Annotated in this window: 16 protein-coding genes; 2 read left to right on the forward strand and 14 right to left on the reverse strand. The window is 63.2% G+C overall.

Going from position 1 to position 17,431, the window contains the following annotated elements; translation table 11 throughout:
* Nucleotides 1-55: 55 nt before the first annotated feature.
* From E8L03_RS00680 to E8L03_RS00730, 11 genes are all read right to left on the reverse strand, one after another.
* On the reverse strand, nt 56-733 hold the full coding sequence (locus E8L03_RS00680; RefSeq protein ID WP_244963617.1) for a putative metalloprotease CJM1_0395 family protein: 678 nt from the start codon (nt 731-733) through the stop codon (nt 56-58).
* 164 nt (nt 734-897) lie between these two features.
* Nucleotides 898-1,833, reverse strand: coding sequence for an MlaA family lipoprotein (locus tag E8L03_RS00685; protein WP_167512405.1), 936 nt, complete (start codon nt 1,831-1,833; stop codon nt 898-900).
* Nucleotides 1,834-1,853: 20 nt separating this feature from the next.
* A complete protein-coding gene (locus tag E8L03_RS00690; RefSeq protein ID WP_171266277.1) occupies nt 1,854-2,468 on the reverse strand; it encodes an MlaC/ttg2D family ABC transporter substrate-binding protein in 615 nt (204 codons plus the stop codon).
* 20 nt (nt 2,469-2,488) lie between these two features.
* Nucleotides 2,489-2,938, reverse strand: a complete 450-nt coding sequence (gene mlaD, locus E8L03_RS00695; protein WP_144304884.1) for an outer membrane lipid asymmetry maintenance protein MlaD — start codon at nt 2,936-2,938, stop codon at nt 2,489-2,491.
* 90 nt (nt 2,939-3,028) lie between these two features.
* Nucleotides 3,029-3,787, reverse strand: coding sequence for an ABC transporter ATP-binding protein (locus tag E8L03_RS00700; protein WP_144305027.1), 759 nt, complete (start codon nt 3,785-3,787; stop codon nt 3,029-3,031).
* A 25-nt stretch (nt 3,788-3,812) separates the two neighbouring features.
* A complete protein-coding gene (locus tag E8L03_RS00705) occupies nt 3,813-4,622 on the reverse strand; it encodes an MlaE family ABC transporter permease (protein WP_144304883.1) in 810 nt (269 codons plus the stop codon).
* Between the two features lie 191 nt (nt 4,623-4,813).
* The gene (locus E8L03_RS00710; protein ID WP_144304882.1) at nt 4,814-5,365 is read right to left on the reverse strand and encodes a pyruvoyl-dependent arginine decarboxylase; all 552 of its coding nucleotides are present in this window, start codon (nt 5,363-5,365) and stop codon (nt 4,814-4,816) included.
* A gap of 321 nt (nt 5,366-5,686) precedes the next feature.
* A complete protein-coding gene (locus E8L03_RS00715) occupies nt 5,687-7,723 on the reverse strand; it encodes a methyl-accepting chemotaxis protein (RefSeq protein ID WP_171266278.1) in 2,037 nt (678 codons plus the stop codon).
* 347 nt (nt 7,724-8,070) lie between these two features.
* Entirely contained in the window at nt 8,071-8,922 is an 852-nt protein-coding gene (locus E8L03_RS00720) for an SPOR domain-containing protein (RefSeq protein ID WP_144304880.1), read from the reverse strand.
* A 27-nt stretch (nt 8,923-8,949) separates the two neighbouring features.
* Nucleotides 8,950-10,629: an arginine--tRNA ligase gene (gene argS, locus E8L03_RS00725; RefSeq protein ID WP_171266279.1), complete on the reverse strand. Its 1,680-nt coding sequence runs from the start codon at nt 10,627-10,629 to the stop codon at nt 8,950-8,952.
* Between the two features lie 217 nt (nt 10,630-10,846).
* The gene (locus tag E8L03_RS00730; protein WP_171266280.1) at nt 10,847-11,803 is read right to left on the reverse strand and encodes an ACP S-malonyltransferase; all 957 of its coding nucleotides are present in this window, start codon (nt 11,801-11,803) and stop codon (nt 10,847-10,849) included.
* A gap of 177 nt (nt 11,804-11,980) precedes the next feature.
* Here E8L03_RS00730 and E8L03_RS00735 point away from each other — a divergent pair, with 177 nt between their 5' ends.
* The gene (locus E8L03_RS00735; protein ID WP_171266281.1) at nt 11,981-12,676 is read left to right on the forward strand and encodes a 16S rRNA (guanine(527)-N(7))-methyltransferase RsmG; all 696 of its coding nucleotides are present in this window, start codon (nt 11,981-11,983) and stop codon (nt 12,674-12,676) included.
* Here the strand turns inward: E8L03_RS00735 and E8L03_RS00740 are convergent.
* The 3 genes from E8L03_RS00740 to E8L03_RS00750 form a co-directional block, all read right to left on the reverse strand.
* Nucleotides 12,654-12,917, reverse strand: a complete 264-nt coding sequence (locus tag E8L03_RS00740; RefSeq protein WP_144304876.1) for a hypothetical protein — start codon at nt 12,915-12,917, stop codon at nt 12,654-12,656. The genes E8L03_RS00735 and E8L03_RS00740 overlap by 23 nt on opposite strands.
* Before the next feature lie 67 nt (nt 12,918-12,984).
* A complete protein-coding gene (locus tag E8L03_RS00745; RefSeq protein ID WP_171266282.1) occupies nt 12,985-14,400 on the reverse strand; it encodes a ferredoxin reductase family protein in 1,416 nt (471 codons plus the stop codon).
* Nucleotides 14,397-14,804 carry a hypothetical protein gene (locus E8L03_RS00750; RefSeq protein WP_171266283.1) on the reverse strand — a complete coding sequence of 136 codons (408 nt, stop codon included), beginning with the start codon at nt 14,802-14,804 and terminating at the stop codon, nt 14,397-14,399. Before E8L03_RS00750 ends, E8L03_RS00745 begins: the two co-directional genes overlap by 4 nt.
* Nucleotides 14,805-15,060: 256 nt before the next feature.
* Here E8L03_RS00750 and E8L03_RS00755 point away from each other — a divergent pair, with 256 nt between their 5' ends.
* Entirely contained in the window at nt 15,061-17,403 is a 2,343-nt protein-coding gene (locus tag E8L03_RS00755; RefSeq protein WP_171266284.1) for an STT3 domain-containing protein, read from the forward strand.
* Nucleotides 17,404-17,431 lie beyond the last annotated feature (28 nt).

A 17,431-nucleotide genomic window follows, 5' to 3' on the forward strand; every position in this document is an offset into this window, starting at 1 on the left:
GGCTGATGAATCAACCAATCCTACTGTAAGCGGCGAGCTCGCACAAGGGCAAGGATCAAATCCGGATGGATACGAACGGGTTGCCCGCAGTCTCCCCGGCGAAGCCATAGGTGGAGGGCTGCGTCTTGCGCTCCTGGACGGCTTCCATGCGGGCCTGGGCCTCCATGGCCGAGGCTTTGGCCGCCACGGCGCGGTCCTGGCCCGAGGGCTGCGCCGGAGCCAGGGCGGCGCGGCGTACGGTGCGCGCCTTTTCCATGGTGGCCTCGGGATTGCCCGGCACGGGCGAGGTGTCGATGGAGACCTCGCCGGAGGTGGCGTACTGCTCGCCGTCCGGCCCTTCGGTGGTGTCGTACCGCGCGCCGCCCACAACGTGCCCGCCACCGGCCGCGACGTGCGCCTGCTCGTGGTTGCGCACTTCGGTGTCGCGTTGCTGCAGCTCGGATACCTTGGCCAGTTCCTCTGTGGAAAGCTCGTTCAAGTCGCGTTTGCCCATGGAGGCTTCAATGCCCACGGCGGCAACGCTGCTGCGGTGGGTGCGCTGGGCTGCTGTAGGGGCGTGGGTGGCGGTGTTCGCCGAGGCTGTATCTTCTGTATGTCCCGAGCTGGAGGCCGCGTCTGGCCCGGAGCCGCGCGAGCGGCTCGCGCCCTGCACGGCGTCTATGGGTTCAGGCCCCATGGCGCGCGGACGCGGCGCCGGGGAGAGGCCGAGAACGGTCTGGAAGATGTGGTCCAAGCCTGGTCTCCATGAGTACGGGTAAAACGCGTATCATACAGATCGGCATGCAGGCTGCGGAACTTAAGGCCAGGCGGAAAAAATCAGTCATGTGCGCTGCGGACAAAAAAAGCGCGGAAGGCGTGAACCCTCCGCGCTTTGACAGCGTGTGTATCGCGTAGATGCTACCGGCTGATCTTGTCGCGGCGCATCTGGATGTAGGCGTTGCGCATGGCCGAGTAAGGCGAGATGGCCGTGGCCTTGAAGTCGTCGTAGTAGTCCAGACTGAAGGAGACCTCGTTGAACTTCAGATAGGCCCAGGTGCCGTACTCCACCCACCACTGCCAGGGCTCGCTTTCCCAGAACGGCCACGGCGAGATGTAGGTGATGGGGTCGAGGAAGTTGTCCACCCCAATGCCGACGCCGTCGCGCAGGGTGGTTGGTCCCAGGATGGGGAGCACGAGGTAGAAGCCGTCGCCGAAGCCCCAGACGGCCAGGGTCTGGCCGAAGTCTTCCCTGTCCGTCTCCACGATGCCCTTCTTGTCGTTGAAGGTGCCGGCGAATCCAAGGAAGCCGAAGGCGGTGTTGCCGATGAAGCGCGCCATGTGCACGCCCGCGCCCTTGAACTTGCCCTGGAGCAGGGAGTTGATGATGTACTTGGGCGCCTTGAGGTTTTCGTAGAAGTTGCGCACGCCCACGCGCACCACCTCGGGCACGACGTAGTTGTAGCCGTGGCCCAGGGGCTGGAGCACGGCCGTGTAGAGGCCGTCGTTGAAGCTGAACCAGAAGCGGTTCCAGCCTTCCAGCGGGTCCGGGACCGTGGCGACGTCGTACTCGTCCGCGGCAAGGCCGGAGGAGATCAGCACGCGGGAGGCGATGTCCACGGCCTGAGCGGAGCTGCCCATGGTCATGGGGCGGCCAGCAGAGCCGTCGTGTTCATCGGAAGCAGCGGAGCCGGTCACAAAGGTGGCGGCGGAGAGATCCTCGGCGGCGGGATCTTCGGTATCGGTGTGGGCCGGAACGAGCATGGCCGTTTCCGGGCTGACCGGCTGGCGAGGCGAGCAGGCCGAACCGATGCAGAGGATCGCACACAGCAGAAGAAACAGGAGGGGGCGGTTCATGGAGGCTCCGGTTTGTCGGCTCATGAGTTGGAGCGTTGCTTGGCGGCTTTGTCCTTGAGCAGCGTGATGAGCTCTTCCGGAGTCTTGTTGAGCATGAAGTCCTGGAACTGGCTGCGATAGTTCTGCACCAGGCTCACGCCCTCGATGACCACGTCGTAGATGCGCCACGCGCCGTTCGTCAACTCCATGCGGTAGTTGATGGGGAGCTTCTGGGCATTGCTGACCACCAGGGTGCGGATCTCCACCTGGTTATCGCGCAGCTGCGTGGCGTCGGTGTACTCCACGCGCTGGTTGTCGTACTTGTCCAGGGAATCGCGGTAGGTGGCTTCCAGCAGCTCGGACATGGCTTGGGACGCCTCATTCTGCTGCTGCGGGGAAAACTGCTTCCAGTGAACGCCCAGGGCCCGGGCCGTGAGCGCCTTGAAATCGAAAATTTCGTTGATGTGGGTGCGCAGCTTGGAGTCGCGCTCCTGGCGATTGGCTCCGCCCTTGTAGGAGGAGTCGCCGAGGATGGAGAGAATCTGATCGATGGAGTTGCGTAAGGCCGATTCCGCATCGTCTGTCTGGGCAGCAAAGGCGCACGGCGTCAGGCACAGGCAGAGAAAAAGAACGACGGCGGTGCAAAGCATTCTCATGACGGATAGTACTCCCTGCTTCAGGAAACATTCCCGAAGACGTATTTGCTGATGAGCTCTTCAATGTCCACGGCCGATTCCGTATCGACGATCATGCCGTTGTTGCCCAGCATCTCCTGGGCCCCGCCGGGCGTCAGCTTGACGTACTTGTCGCCGATCAGGCCGCTCGTCTTGATCGAAGCGATGGTGTCCTCCGAAAGCTCCACGTCCTTGCCGATGCGCATGGAGACCAAGGCGGCGAATGTCTTGGGGTCGAGCTCGATTTCCGAGACCTTGCCCACGGGCACGCCCGCCACCTCCACCTGGGCGCCGGCCTTGAGCCCGGCCACCGAGGTGAACTTGGCCTTGACGACATAATCGTTGCCTCCGATTACCTCCATCTTGCCGAGCTTGATGGTGAGGTAGCCCACGCAGAGCAGGCCGATAAGCACGAAAACGCCGACCCAGGATTCCTTGGTGTATTTCTTCATTGCGAGTTCCGGGAGGATACCGAGATCCAATCCAATAATATGTCTATGGTATATTAGTATTCACCGCACATGGCAACAATGCGAAAGCGGTCAGTCAAGGGTGTTTTCGGGCTCCGGCTCCCGAGCCAGGAAGCGGCGCAGGTATGGATCGTTGGACGACTCCATACCGGCGAGGTCTCCGGCGTAGGCCACGCGGCCTTCATTGAGCACCAGCACGTGGTCGGCGATCTCGTGCAGACTGGCCAGATCGTGGCTGACAACTACCATGGTGGAGCCGAGGCGCTGCTGCATGCGCTTGAGCATGCGGTCCATGGTGGCGGCGTTTACCGGATCAAGGCCGGACGTGGGTTCGTCGCACAGCAATAGGGGCGGATCGTTGACAATGGAGCGCGCCAATCCGCCGCGCTTCTTCATGCCGCCGGAAAGCTCGCTGGGGTAGTAGCCGCCGAACTCGTCCAGTCCCACCAGTTCCAGCTTGCTGTGGACCTTCTCCGCAATTTCCTTGTCCTTCATCCTGGTGTGCTCCTTGAGCGGCAGGGCCACGTTCTCCGCCAGGGTCAGGGAGCCGAGCAGGGCCCCGTCCTGGAAGAGCACGCCCATCCTGCGCCGGATGGAGCGGAAGTCCGAATGCGGCAGGGAGAACAGGTCGTTCCCGCCGATGAGGATGCGTCCCTTCATGGGCTTCATCAGCCCCAGAATATGCTTGAGCAGGGTGGACTTGCCACAGCCGGAGCCGCCCAGGATGACCGAGGTCTTGCCGGCCGGCAGCACGTCGGACACGCTCTCCAGCACCACGGTCTCGCCGTATCCGAGAGTCAGGTCGTTGAGCGTTATATCCCAGGAGTCGATGTCCACAGCGAAAAATCCTTAGCAATTACAGGAGGAAAGAAGTGAGCACGTAGTCGGAGACGAGGATGAACACGCAGGAGACGACCACGCCGGATGTCGTGGCGTTGCTCACGCCTTCCGGGCCGGAGCCGTCGCGCCTGAGGTGCGTGAAGTAGCCCATGAAGCAGCAGATGGTGGACACGATGACCGCAAAGGCGATGGATTTGTAGAACCCGCCCATGACGTCGTACATCTCCACCGCGGAGTTGATGCGCTGGAAGTATGCGCCTCGGTTGATATCCAGGAGCACCACGCCCGTGAGGTAGCCGCCGATGATGCCGATGACGTCGAACATGGCCGTGAGCAGGGGAAAGCTGATGAGGCAGGCGATGATCCTCGGGTTGACCAGGTAGCCCATGGCCGGAATGTCCATGACCTCCAGGGCGTCGATCTGGTCGGAGATGCGCATTACGCCGATCTCCGCCGTCATGGAGGAGCCGGCGCGTCCTGTAAGCATGATGGCCGTGAGCACCGGGCCCAGCTCGCGGATCAGCGAGAGCGCCACGGCAGCGCCCAGAAGCCCTTCCGAGCCGAACTTGACCAGGGTGTAGTAGCCCTGGATGCCCAGCACCATGCCGGTGAACAGGCCGATGAGCGAGATGACGAAGACGGACTTGACGCCGATGAAGAATACCTGGCGGATGATCTTGCCAAGCTGGCCTCGTGCGGTCCAGCCGCTGGTGACGCCATGGAGGAAGAAGAGCACCACGGCGCCCATCTCGCCCAGGGCGCGTATGGCCGGGCGCCCGAGGGCTGCGAAAAAGGATGGAATGGCGGATGGCGAGCTTGTTGGCATGGGGGGAACCGGTTGGAGAAAGTGTACGAGCGTTCGCTTGTAACGCAAAAGGCCCGGAAAAGGAATGAGTAATTTCTCCAATTTCCGCATCAGACAGGCGGCGCGCTACGCGACCGCTCGCTTCTGGAGCATTGGTTGCTCATGCCTTCCCCGGGCCACAAAGTCAAGACGGACCCAGTTGTGTGACGGGCTTACGGCAAGAAGACCACGGCGGAGATGGTCGTGGTCCACATGTTGCCCACACCCTTGGTCACGCAGGGCAGGGAGCGGGAGTCGATGATCTTGCCGCTCATGAGGTAGATCTCCCGGCGCTCGTCGTACGCGGTTTCGGGATCGAACTCGATGCCCTGGGTGGTGGCGAGCATGGTGGAGGCCAGGTCCTCGGCAAAGTCGCCGATTTCTTTTTCCTCCTGGCCGAAGGCTGTGTGCTCAGAGATATATCCGTAATGCTCGTGGTTGGCCGGAAAGGCCATACCCACGCAGGAACCGACAAGGCGGCCCTTTTCGTTGGTGGCATTGCGCGCCATGACGCAGAAGGTGATCTGTCCGGCCTTGAGCTGCTGCACGCCCTCGTTCAGGTCCACGAGCTTGCAGTTGGGGGGGTATATGGACGAGACATACACCAGGTTCTGCTTCTCGATGCCTGCTTCGCGCAGGGCCAGCTCGAACGATTGCAGCTTGTTCTTATGGACGCCGATGCCTTTGGTGAAGAAGGCGCGAGTCGGTACGAAGGATGGATGCATGCGTGTCGCTCCTCCCGTGGATTGTAGGTTTATCAAGGAGCGGGAAAGTAGCAGGGAACGAACCGCTCGTAAACGAGAAAAGCACAGGGTTCAATACTTTTTTTAGCATGAAATACCGCTGGCTGAAACCCCGCCACCTCTACAATGCAAGAGGTTGGTATTCGGTGCTTTTTCAGTAGGCATGCCATACGTTCGGCACCCCTCTCGAACAATCCGTTTCGGGCTGGCGAACGTCCTCCTCGGCCGCCCAGAATATTCGCCTGCCCCGGGCGCATCAGGACCGTGCTTCCGGGGCATGGCATACTGCCGATCGTGGAGACGCTAGCTCTGGTTCTGCATCTTCTCAATGAGCTGGTTCAGCACCCGTGTTTGCTCCTCCAGCCCGGACAGGGACTCCTCGGTCTGGGACAGGGCCGTGGCAACCTCTTCCGCGATGCGTGATACGTCCATGACATTATGGTTGATCTCATCGGTGGCGCTGGATTGCTGCTCGGAAGCTGTCGCGATGGAGCGCACCTGATCCGACGCCTGGTTCACCAACTCCACGATGGTCGCGAGGGACTGGCCGGAGCGGCCGGCCATCTCGGTGGCTTCATCGATGTGGCGCACGGATTGATCCACGTTATTCACGTTCTTGATCGTTCCCTGCTGGATGCCGGTAATGGCGTCGCCGACCTCTTTGGTGGCGGACATGGTCTTTTCGGCCAGCTTCCGGACTTCGTCGGCAACCACGGCGAATCCGCGCCCGGCTTCACCGGCCCGCGCGGCTTCGATGGCTGCGTTGAGGGCCAGGAGATTTGTCTGGTCGGCGATGTCTGAGATGACGTCCATGATCTGGCCGATGCCCTGGACCTGCTCGCCGAGCTGCGTCATGTCGTGCTTGAGGTTGAGGGCCATGGACTGGGTTTCGCCTATGGACGCGATGACCGTGGCCACGATGTCCGAGCCCTCCTGGGCATTCTTGCGGGCGCTGTCCGAGGTGTCGGCCGCCGTTGCCGCGCTTCGGGCAACCTCGAGAACCGTTGCGGTCATCTCTTCCATGGCTGTCGCCGTCTCGCCCATCCGTTCGGACTGACTCGTGGCGCCCTGTGTCGATTGCTCTATTTGCCGGGATATGGCGTCAACGGCGTCCGTTATGGCTGCGACAACACTCTTCAGCTGCGCGGCGGCGTACAGCATGCCTTCCATACGGGCGTTCTCGGCGCTACGCCTTGCCTCCTCGGCGTCGGCCATGGCTGCGTTCGCCTTGGTGGTTTGCTCCGCTGCGATCTGTTCCTTGGCTTCCGCTTCGTCGATCTTGCCTTTGAGATTGTCCAGCATCGCTCCCATGGCCCGTTGCAGGATGCCGATCTCATCCTTGCGGCTGCTCTTTACCGAGGTCGTCAGATTACCTTCCGATATGCGCGTCGCCGAATGGACCAGGGCGCCTATCGGCCGGAGCACGTTGAGGGACAGGATGACCCAGATGCCGACAGCCAGGAGGAGCGCCATGGCTGCGGACATGCCCAGGATGAGCAGGCCCGTCTCCCGCGCATCGGCAAAGGCGGCCTCCTTGATAACCGCCATGCCCGTGACCCAGCCCGTGGTCGGCTCCTTCTCGAACGTAATGAGCTTTTGAGCCCCCAAGGAGACGTCATCGAGGGTTCCGTTTTGGCTCTTGGCTATTTCCGGGCCGTAGCTCGTCTCGGTGTAGACGTTCAGCTTGCCCACCACGTTATCGTCCGGGTGGGCGATGACAACGCCATCGGGCGCGAGAATGAACGGGTAGCTGGTCGATGTTGCTATAGGTGCGACAAATTTTTCAGAAAAGGTTTTGATCCGCACTCCGGCGGAGAGCATGCCGATGACGTCTCCGTTCCTGTGGATAGGAGTGGCCACAACAAAGACGTGCTCGTTGAGTTCTTTTGAAAAAACAGGAGGGGAGACAGCGGTTTTTCCGGACATGACCGACTTGAAATAGCCCCGCTTCGCAAGATCGACGCCGACCATTTTCTTGTTGGTGCTCGTCAACACCGAACCGTTGGCATCTACAACGAGAATGCTATCGAATGTGGAGTGACGAGCCACGCTGTCGGACAACAAGTCCAGTGCGGCATCGTACACTCTGGGGTCATATGGGCCGAGAGTGATGGCATTGATCACATCTTCAGTTTTTGAAAGGGTTACGAGCTCGTTCTTGATTCCGGTTGTCCACAGACCGATGGAGGTGTTGAGACTATGAACGGCTATGACGGACTTTTCTGCAGCCACAATCTTCAGCGAGTGCGTACTGCGCTGGTATGATACCCAGGCGGTTATCGACATGCCGATGCAGATGAGAAGAACTGCAGGAATAAGAAATTTGGATTTGAGAGTCATCTACGTGTCCCCCCTGCACGAGATTAATATTCAAAGCAATATGATAGGCGGCTGTTTACATAGCCGCTAATCGTATCCTTATGCAATGGATAAAACAGGCCGGGAACAATACATGAGATTAAGCAATTTTGTGTCTCATGTTGAGAGCGTTGCAGCTCATGCAATCGTACAGTTGCCTGGGACGACATGAGCGCCGCACCTTTACTGGAGCAGGAGAATAGGAGGGATGGACCTTGGACAGCGCGAGCGGAACACGTATGGGCATCAAGAAAGCATGCGCACTTTCCTGGTATGAATCAAAAAAAACGCGGGCCGAAGCCCGCGTCGTATAGCGTTGCAGTGATCTGCTAGATGGGTTTCTTCTGGCGCAGGATGGTGCGATCCACGCCGATCCCGGCCAGCTTGGCCTTGAGCTCGCGTGTATCTTCCGGGCGGCCCCGGAACTGCACCAGCACGCGGTGCCAGGTCTTGTTCTCGCCCTTGCTCGGCATCACGTACGACTTGAACCCCAGGCCGGCAACCTTGGTGCGGAAGGACTCCGCGGCCTTGGAGTCTGCGAACGCGGCGATCTGGTAGACGTAGTCGTAAACCTGCTGGTCGCCTTCCTGGCCGGCCCCTTCCATGGTGTTCGCCTTTGCCGCCGTAGCCTGGGGTTTCTTGGCCTGGGCTGCGGCGTGCGCCGGTTCGTTGGTGGGCGCGGGCTCCGGAGGGGTCAGCAGATCATTTTTCTTGGGCGCTGCGGCCGCGGTCTGTTGCTTGGCCGCCGTCTGCGCCGGAGTGGTCGTGGCGGCCTTGGTGGCCTGCGCCTGCTTGGGAGCAGCCTGGGCCTGCTGCTGCGGCTTGGCCTGGGCGGCGGTCTGCTCCTTGGCTTCCGCGGCCGGCTTCAGATCATTGGCCGCCTGCTTGGGAGCGCCTTCCTTGAGCGAGTCGTAGAACTGCAGCTCCTCGGCCTTGAGCACCTCGTTGTTCGCGGAGGTGGCGTTGGTGCGGTTTTCGGACGGCATTATGCGCGCGAGCTCCGGCACTGTCTGCTCGGGACGGTAGCCGCGTCCCACGAGCACGCCGAAGATGAAGACCCAGGTGACACCGATGAGCAGCACCGCGATGCTGGCCACCCAGCCGATAGTGCTCAGCTCCAGCTTGTAGCGCTTGCCGCCGGAACCTTCGGACTTCTGTTTTTTGTTGAGCTCGAATTGCATTGCCAGTCTCCTTCCTTGCGTCTGTGCCTACATCCGGTCCGGAGCCGAGACGCCGAGCAGCCCCAGGCCGGTGCGAACGACCTGGGCGACAGTGGCGAGCAGGAGCAACCGGGCGACAACGGTGCGTTCATCGCCGGCGGCGAGAACGGGATGCGCGGTATAATAGCGGTGCAGCGATCCGGCGAGCTCCAGGAGGTAGCCGCTCACGTGGTGCGGGCTCAACGTCCTGGCAGCCGCGGAGACTGCATCCGGGAACTGATCGAGAAGGCGCAGCAGGGCGATGTCCTCGGGCGTGTTCAGGGCGGCCAGGGTCTCCGGCGTCGCGTCGGACGCGTCGGGAATGGTCCGTCCTTCCTCCACGGCCTTGCGCATCAGCGAGTGGATGCGCGCATGCGCGTACTGCACGTAGAAGACCGGGTTGTCCATGGTCTTTGCCTTGACCAGCTCGAGGTCGAAGTCCAGCTTGGAGTCGCTCTTGCGCGAGAGAAAGATGAAACGCGCGGCGTCCGAGCCCACCTCGTGCACTACGTCGGCCAAAGTCTCGAACTCGCCGGCGCGGGTGGACATGGCGATCTGCTCGCCCCCGCGAAGGAGGTTCACGAGCTGCACCAGCACGACCTCCAGGGCGTCGCGGCTCTTGCCCAGGGCCTCGACGGCGGCCTTCATGCGCGGGATGTAGCCGTGATGGTCCGCGCCCCAGACGTCCACCACGAGATCGAAGCCGCGGGCGTACTTGTTGGCGTGGTAGGCGATGTCCGAGGCGAAGTAGGTCAGGCTGCCGTCGGACTTGCGCAGCACGCGATCCTTGTCGTCGCCGAACAGCGTGGACTTGAACCAGAACGCGCCGTCTTCCTCGTAGGCCCGGCCCTGCTCCTTGAGCGCGGCCAGGGTCTTTTCCACGACGCCGGTTTCCACTAGGCTTAGCTCCGAGAACCACACTTGGTGCTCCACGCCGAAGTCCGCGAGATCCTTCTTGATGCCGTTCAGGATTTCAGTCATGGCGGCCACGCGGCAGATGTCCAGGGCGCTGGCTATGACGTCTGCGTCGTCGCTTTTGGCCGCGTCTGCCAGCTCGGGATGGTCCTTGAGCACGTCGGCGGCGATGTCTTCGATGTAGTCGCCCTTGTAGCAGTCCTCAGGCAGGACCACATCCATGCCCAGGCTTTGCTTCAGCCGCACCCACACGGACATGCCCAGAAGGTTCATCTGCCGGCCGGCGTCGTTGAGGTAGTACTCGGTCTCCACGTCGTGGCCGGTGAAGCGCAGGATGCGCGCAATGCTGTCGCCCAGGGCGGCGCCGCGGCCGTGGCCGATGTGCAGGGGGCCGGTGGGGTTGGCGGAGACGTACTCCACCTGGACCTTTTTGCCCGCGCCCACATCCACGTGGCCGTACTCGTCGCCGGCGCGCAGTATCTCCGGCACGGACTGCTGCCAGAAGGCAGGGGAGAAGGTGACGTTGACGAAGCCGGGCCCGGCAATCTCCACGCTGTCGATTTCCGGGTGGGTGGCCAGGTCGTCGGCCATACGCTGGGCGATGTCGCGAGGCTTGGCCTTGGCCTGGCCGGCCAGGACCATGGCGAGGTTGGAGGCCAGGTCGCCGAACTTCTTGTCCTTAGGCGGTTCGAGACTGGCCTTGTCCGGCCATTGCAGGCCGGCCTGGCGGACGTGGTCCGAGAGGAGCTGGGTGAACAGGGTGAGTGCGCGCATATGTCGGTTGCTCGAAGTGAGAAATTCGAATCTCTCTAAAAAATTTCTAGATTCTCCGATCCTCTCTACCATGCCTTGGTAAGGCTTGCAATACACATCCGCTGGAAAACGTAATGTTCCAGGCGGCATGCGTGGCTTTGCGTCCGGCAGGGACGAAAAGCGCGACGCAGGTGGAGGGAATCGGCAAGGCCGCAGCCAGTGTGCAGAGCAGCAGGAATCAGGCGGGGAATACGTCCCGCACGGCGTCCGGCTCGATCACGCTCTGCGTTTCAAACTCCTTGTCCTTGCCCAGGCACGCGGCCGTGAGCTTGGCCAGGACGGTCTTGGGGCCCAGCTCCAGGAACTGTCTGGCGCCGGCCTGCCACAGGCCGTCCACGATCTCGATGTAGCGCACCGGCGAGATCATCTGCCGGCACATGATGTCCATGACCGCGGCCGGGTCGGACTCCGGACCAGCCGTGACGTTGAAGTACACGGGATAGCGCGGCGCGCCCCAGGACAGCTTTTTCATGAAGCCGGCCAGCTCGTTGGCGGCCTCCTGCATCAGCGGGCTGTGGAAAGCGCCGGATACGGGCAGCTTCACCAGCCGGCCCTTGCGCTCCTTCACGGGCTGGGCCATGGCGTCCACGGCCTCGGCCTCGCCGCTCACCACGTACTGGGAGGGGGAGTTGCGGTTGGCCAGCACCAGCAGCTTGCCGGTGGAGTCGCCCACCTCGCGCACCAGCTCTTCCACCGCGCCCTGGTCCAGCTTGAGCACGGCGGCCATGGCGCCGCGTCCCTCGGGATCGGCCTCTGCCATCAGCCGGCCGCGCAGGGCCACGGTGTTGACGACGTCCTCCAGGGAAAGCACCCTGGCCGCGGCCAGTGCGCTGAACTCGCCCAGGCTGTGGCCGGTCATCATCGCCTTCACGCCGTTTTTCTCCAGCGCAGGCTCCAGCGCCATGAACACGCTGATGTTGACAACGGTCAGGGCCGGCTGCAAGTAGCGTGTCTCGGCCATGGCCTCGGCGTCGCCATCCCAGTATATTTCGCGCAAGGCAGCGCCGGCGGCGGACTCCGCTTTTTTCCAGAGGTCCATCACATCGCTGGACGCCTCGGCCAGGCTGCGGCCCATGCCGGGTTCCTGGGAGCCCTGGCCGGGAAAGAGCAGGGCGGTCGTGGTCGTGGGGTTCATCGAGAACTCCTTTTCGAGGAATGGATTGCACCGCGTCGGAGGGAATACCACTCCGGCGGCGGGGAATGGGTACTAAAACATGCGGCCGGGGTTGGCAACCGCCTTGACGGATGCGCCTGGCGCAAGGGCTTGGAGCGGCTGCGCCGTCCGGCCCATAACAGATAATAGAGGATGCTTATGGCCAAGCAGAAAGTCCGTGCGGAGCAGGTTGCAACGTGGCTGGCTCCGGCGGCGCAGGCGGCCGGTATCGCCGAACACGAGCTGGAGTCCGCGGTCCCTGGTCTGGCGCGCTACGCCGAGCTGCTGCTGGGCTGGGGCGCGTCCATGAACCTGGTGGGCGTGAAGCAGCCGCGTCGGTTGATGGAGGAGCTGGTGGCGGACAGCCTGCACCTGGCTGCGTTCCTGCGCGCGCATCATCCGGAGGCCGCGCTGACCTACGATCTCGGCGCCGGGGCCGGTCTGCCCGGCATTCCGTTGCGTTTTTTCCATGACAGCGGCGAGCATGTGATGGCCGAGGTGCGCGAGAAGCGTGTGATCTTCCTGCGCTACGCCATTGCCGATCTCGGGTTGCCGAACATGCGCGTGGTGCACGGCCCGGCCGAAGAGCTCATTGCCGAACAGCGCGCAAACCTGGTCATGGCGCGGGCCTTTCTGCCGTGGCCGGAGCTGTTGCACTTGGTGAGCGGGGACGAGCCCGGACAGTGCGCGGCCCTGGAGCCGGGCGGCATGGTCGTGGTGCTGGCCTCGGAAGCGCCGCCCGAGCCGGACGATCCCAGAGTGCCGGGGGTCCTGGCAGCCGGGGCGTCCCGCCAGTACGAGACCGCCGCCGGTGACCGCTGGTTCTGGTCCTTTACGACAACGGCCGGGAGCTAGGGGACTCGTCGTCTTCCTCGTCGTCTTCGTCGTCCTTCATGCCCATGAGCGCGCCCAGGGCGCTGTTCTTGAAGATCAGCTTGGTGGCCAGCGGGTCGGCCTTCTCGGCGATGTCCATGATCTTTTCGAGCACGTCGAGAATTTCGTAGCGCCGGTCCTCCTCGCCGTTTTCGAAGTCAAAGGCGAGGTCGCCCGAGTCGATGTACTGCTCCAGCTTCTCCAGACATTCCAGGTGGGTCATGGTATATCCCTTGTCGTCCCCGCCCCGGGCAGGGCGCGGTATGGTTGGGTTTGCCGGGGGAGGCCGGTCAGATGCTGAACTCCTCGGTGTGGATGTTGCGTCCGGCCATGCCCGCATCCTTCAAAGCCTGCCGCATGGCCGCCATCATGGGCGCTGGTCCGCAGATATACGCCAGCGGAGGCGCGGACGCATCCCCCTTTTTCAGCATGGGGCCGGCAAGCTCGCTCACGAGCTCGGTATCAATCCTACCGTAGCGGACCTCGCCCGGCAAATCCTCGCCGTCGGGCTTCTGCGCCCGCGTCAGAACATGGACCAGCCGCAGGTGGGGCATGTCGCGCACGAATGCCGCGAACTCCTCGCAGTGGACCACGTCGCCCGCGGTTCTGTTGGACCAGATGCAGAGCACGCGGCGGCCGTCCTGGGCCTTGTCCGCGTCTGCGTGCATGGCGCGCAGCATGGAGAGCATGGGCGTTATGCCCACGCCGCCGGCGATGAGCACCAGGGGCCGCGCGCCGTCCGGGTCGTGGGCCTTTGAGGTGAACAGGCCATAGGGTCCGTCCACCAGGCAGCTGTCGCCCGGCAGGAGTTGGCCCAGCCCGGACGTGAAGTCGCCGCTGCAGCGGATGGTGAAGCGCAGCCGTCCGTCATCCTGCGGCGACGAGGCGATGGTGAAGGGGTGCTCCTCCCGCGGGAGCCTGGCCGAGCGGAAGGTCAGGAAGGCGAACTGGCCGGGCGCGTGGTCCAGGCTGGTTCCGGACGGCGGGTCCAGCACGATCTCGTGGGTCTCCGCGCCCGGTGATGTGACCTCGGACACGGTGTACGTCCGGCGGGAGAGCCGGGCCGGCTTGACGATCTCATTGTAGGCCAGCACGCCCAGGAAGAACAGGACGATGGCGATGGTGCCGGCTAGGTCGCCGGCCTCGGTGTACTCGCCGGTGACGAAGATTTTGTGCACGCCCACCAGCACGATGAGCGTGCTCACGCCCAGACGGTGGCCCAGCCACCAGGTATGGAAGGGCAGCTCCAGAAATTTTCTATACAATGCCACGGCGGCGGTGAACCACAGGGTGGTCAGCGCCATGGCGCCCACCAGCAGCGGCCACTCGTCGGCCAGGTGTATGCCCGTCTTGGTCACGCGCTCGAACAGGAACATGCACAGGGGGTGGAGCGTGGCCAGGATTACGGCCAGTACGGCCACCCGGCGGTGGTGGATCATCACCAGGTTGTGCGAGAGGATCCTGTCCAGCACGGACAGCCGCAGGGCCAGCACGGCCTGGATTAGCAGATAGGCCAGGGCGGCCAGGGCTAGGCTCAGGCCGATGGAGTGGGACCACTCCCTTGCCGAGCCGCCCTCCAGGAGCTTGGGCAGATGCTCCATGAGTTCGCTGGCGCCAAAGGCCAGTGGCGCGATATAAATGACCAGGACGACGAGAACGGCCAGGGGAGCGCGGACAGCCGGCGCCATGGTGGTCTTCATGCTCATGACGCGCACCCCCGTTGCGATTCCACCGGGCCTTTGGGGCGCGCCAGATACACGATGGCCAGGGCCAGGGGCAGCTTGGTCAGCAGCACCAGGATGTCCGGGAAGGTGGAGGTGAAAAAGATGGCGGACAGGGTGACAGGGCCTGTCCCCGTGTGTAGCGAAAAGTACGCCATGCCCACGGCACCGGCGATGACCGTGAACACGGCCAGCAAAAAGCCCCAGGCGACCAGGGCGCGCCGCAGGAACAGAAATGGCACCACCACGCAGTTGAGCGCGCCGACCACGGCCGGAACCCAGTTGAGCAGCGCGGCGTCCACAGGGTGGATGCGCAGGTGCAGCAAAAGGCCGCCGAAAGATAGCAGGGCGTACGCAAGGGCGAGGAGACGGATCTCGACAGTATGCATGTGCGATTCCGAGTCGTTGAGGATGGCGGAAGAGACGTGCGCAGGGCCGGAGACGCAGACGAGAATAGTCCAGTTGATATCCCAGCCGGAAGAAAATGGGAAGGCGCAACGGATGCTTTAGGCATTATTACAAAGAGGCAAGTTGGGTGCAAAGCCTTGTCATTTCGGGGAGAGTCACCTATTCCTGCGAAGTTACCAACCCAACACACGCAAGGCGAACACTACATAGGATCGAACCGTGGATTCATACGGCGACATGATTTTTTCGCGAGAGCACAGCATCCGTCGGGACTGGAAGGCCCTCATCGTCACCTGCGTCATTGTCATGCTGGCGGGCATGGCCGTACGCATGCAGGAGCTGCCCGAATGGAACCAGCCCGCCTACAGGGTTGCGGGCGAGTTCATCATGGGCACGCACGACGCCTACCACTGGCTGGCAGGGGCCATGGGCTTTGGCAGCGCCGCGGATGCGCCGCCGTCGGAGCTTCTGCGCGCGCTCAGCCATATGACGGGTATTTCCGTGGGCAACCTCGGCTTCTTCCTGCCGGCGATCTTCGGCGGTCTGGTGGGCGCGGCCACGGTCCTGTGGGCCTGGGCCCTGGGCGGTCTGGAGGCCGGCCTGGTGGCCGGCGTCATCGCCACCCTTGCGCCCGGCTACTACTACCGCAGCCGTCTGGGCTACTACGACACCGACATCGTGACCCTGCTCTTTCCGTTGCTGCTCACCTTCGGGCTGGCGATCTGGCTGGATGGATCATTATGCGACAGCTGGGTCAACCGCTTCAGGTCCGCGTTCTCCAAAAAGAACGGTAAGGCCGTAGCGGATGCAACCAAAGACGAGGGCGCTGAAGAAGAAACAGCGGCACCGGACGAGCCCGACGAGCCGCGGCGCTTCTTCCTGATCTGGCCGGCGCTGCTGGGCGGGTTCGGCTCCTGGGCCGCGCTGTGGCACGGCTACATGCTCACCTTCCTGCAACTTACTGTGTTCATGCTGCTTTTCCTGGTGTTCGTCGCTGGAAAACGCGGCCGCCGCGGCGCGCTGCTCTGGGGCGTGGCGGCATTTGCCGCTGCCGGGTTCTGGGGCCTGTACGGCACCCTGGGCGCCGTGGTTGCGGCCCTGCTGGCCGGTGCGCTGCCGAAGAATATTCGCGCCAAGGTCTACAGCCTGGCGCCGGGCCTTCTGGCGGCGGCTGTGGTGCTCGTGGCCTCGGGCGCGGTAGAGTCCATCGTCGTCGGCGGCTCCAAGTTCCTTGCCAGCTACATCAAGCCGGTGGCGCAGCAGACCGCCTTCCGCGGCGATACCGGCGAGCTCGTCTTCCCCGGCATCGGCCAATCCGTCATCGAGGCGCAGAACCTGCCCCTTGCCGAGGTTTTCGACCGCTTCCACCCGTGGGGCTGGCTCTCTCTGGCCGGCATCGGCGGATTCTTCATGCTGCTGGTGCTGCGGCCCTCGGCCCTGTTTCTGCTGCCGTTCCTGGCCATCGCCCTTTCCGCGGTCAAGCTGGGCACGCGCATGGCCATGTTCGGCGCGCCTGCCGTGGGCCTGGGCCTGGGCTTTCTCTTTTTGTGGATCGGCCGGGCCGTGCTGGGCGGGCAGAGCTGGAGCCGTTACGTGCTCACCTTCATTCTGGGAGCGCTCGCCCTGGGTGTGGCCTTACCGGGCGTTTCGCTCTTCCTGACCCTGCCGCCCACGCCCGTGCTCTCGCGGCACCACGCCCAGGCGCTCATCGACCTGGGCAAGGAGGCGGACAAGTCCAGCGAGGTCTGGACCTGGTGGGACTGGGGCTACGCCACCCATTACTACGCCGGGTTGCAGTCCTTCGCCGACGGCGGCCGCCACTACGGCGAGCATGTCTTTACCCTCGGCCTGGCGCTGACCACGCCGAGCCCCATGCAGTCGGCCCAGCTCATCCAGTACTCGGCCGAGCACAACGAGGAGCCCTGGACAGAGTGGGAGAAGATGGGCCTGGACAAGACCAGGGACTTTCTGCGCAGCCTGGGCACCGAGGACCTGCACCTGAAGCCGCCCATGCCGCTCTATGTGGTGGCCACCTTCGAGAACATCCGCCTGTCGCCGTGGATCTGCTACTACGGGACCTGGGACTTCGAGAAGGAGCAGGGCGTGCACGCCCGCGTGGCCTCTATTCGGGAGTCCTTCAACCTGGACTGGGAAAAGGGCACCATGACCTTCCAGGACGAGAAGGAGCCCATCGAGGTGAAGTCCATCCACGTGCTGAGCTCCCAGGGCAGGAAGGACCGCCATTACGACAAGAACACCGGGCCGAACCTGATTCTGAACTCCGAGAGCCGGCGCTACTACGCCCTGGACGACCTCGCCTTCCAGTCCATGCTCACGCAGCTTCTGATAGCGCCCAAGGAGTTCGAGCGGCTGGATCGCTACTTCGAGCTGGTCTACGACGACTTCCCCTGGGTGCGAGTCTACAAGGTGCGCGAGGTGCCCAAGGACGCGCCGGCAAAGCCGCAGACCCCGGCCGTGGAATCACCCGAAGCTAACGGCACGGCGGCCAACGCCACCCAGCCGACCAATGGGACCGAGTCTGGCGAAAACACGACCCAGCCGGCCAACACCACGCAGTAAACAGGCCGTTGGTGCTTGGGGAGGGATG

The sequence above is a fragment of the Oceanidesulfovibrio marinus genome (assembly GCF_013085545.1).
GTDB lineage: Bacteria > Desulfobacterota > Desulfovibrionia > Desulfovibrionales > Desulfovibrionaceae > Oceanidesulfovibrio > Oceanidesulfovibrio marinus.

Bases quoted from the DNA above. Each gene is read 5' to 3' on its own strand.
- E8L03_RS00685 (WP_167512405.1), bottom strand. From the start codon at position 1,833: ATGAACCGCCCCCTCCTGTTTCTTCTGCTGTGTGCGATCCTCTGCATC.
- E8L03_RS00690 (WP_171266277.1), bottom strand. From the start codon at position 2,468: ATGAGAATGCTTTGCACCGCCGTCGTTCTTTTTCTCTGCCTGTGCCTG.
- mlaD (WP_144304884.1), bottom strand. From the start codon at position 2,938: ATGAAGAAATACACCAAGGAATCCTGGGTCGGCGTTTTCGTGCTTATC.
- E8L03_RS00705 (WP_144304883.1), bottom strand. From the start codon at position 4,622: ATGCCAACAAGCTCGCCATCCGCCATTCCATCCTTTTTCGCAGCCCTC.
- E8L03_RS00710 (WP_144304882.1), bottom strand. From the start codon at position 5,365: ATGCATCCATCCTTCGTACCGACTCGCGCCTTCTTCACCAAAGGCATC.
- E8L03_RS00715 (WP_171266278.1), bottom strand. From the start codon at position 7,723: ATGACTCTCAAATCCAAATTTCTTATTCCTGCAGTTCTTCTCATCTGC.
- E8L03_RS00720 (WP_144304880.1), bottom strand. From the start codon at position 8,922: ATGCAATTCGAGCTCAACAAAAAACAGAAGTCCGAAGGTTCCGGCGGC.
- argS (WP_171266279.1), bottom strand. From the start codon at position 10,629: ATGCGCGCACTCACCCTGTTCACCCAGCTCCTCTCGGACCACGTCCGC.
- E8L03_RS00730 (WP_171266280.1), bottom strand. From the start codon at position 11,803: ATGAACCCCACGACCACGACCGCCCTGCTCTTTCCCGGCCAGGGCTCC.
- E8L03_RS00735 (WP_171266281.1), top strand. From the start codon at position 11,981: ATGGCCAAGCAGAAAGTCCGTGCGGAGCAGGTTGCAACGTGGCTGGCT.
- E8L03_RS00740 (WP_144304876.1), bottom strand. From the start codon at position 12,917: ATGACCCACCTGGAATGTCTGGAGAAGCTGGAGCAGTACATCGACTCG.
- E8L03_RS00745 (WP_171266282.1), bottom strand. From the start codon at position 14,400: ATGAGCATGAAGACCACCATGGCGCCGGCTGTCCGCGCTCCCCTGGCC.
- E8L03_RS00750 (WP_171266283.1), bottom strand. From the start codon at position 14,804: ATGCATACTGTCGAGATCCGTCTCCTCGCCCTTGCGTACGCCCTGCTA.
- E8L03_RS00755 (WP_171266284.1), top strand. From the start codon at position 15,061: ATGATTTTTTCGCGAGAGCACAGCATCCGTCGGGACTGGAAGGCCCTC.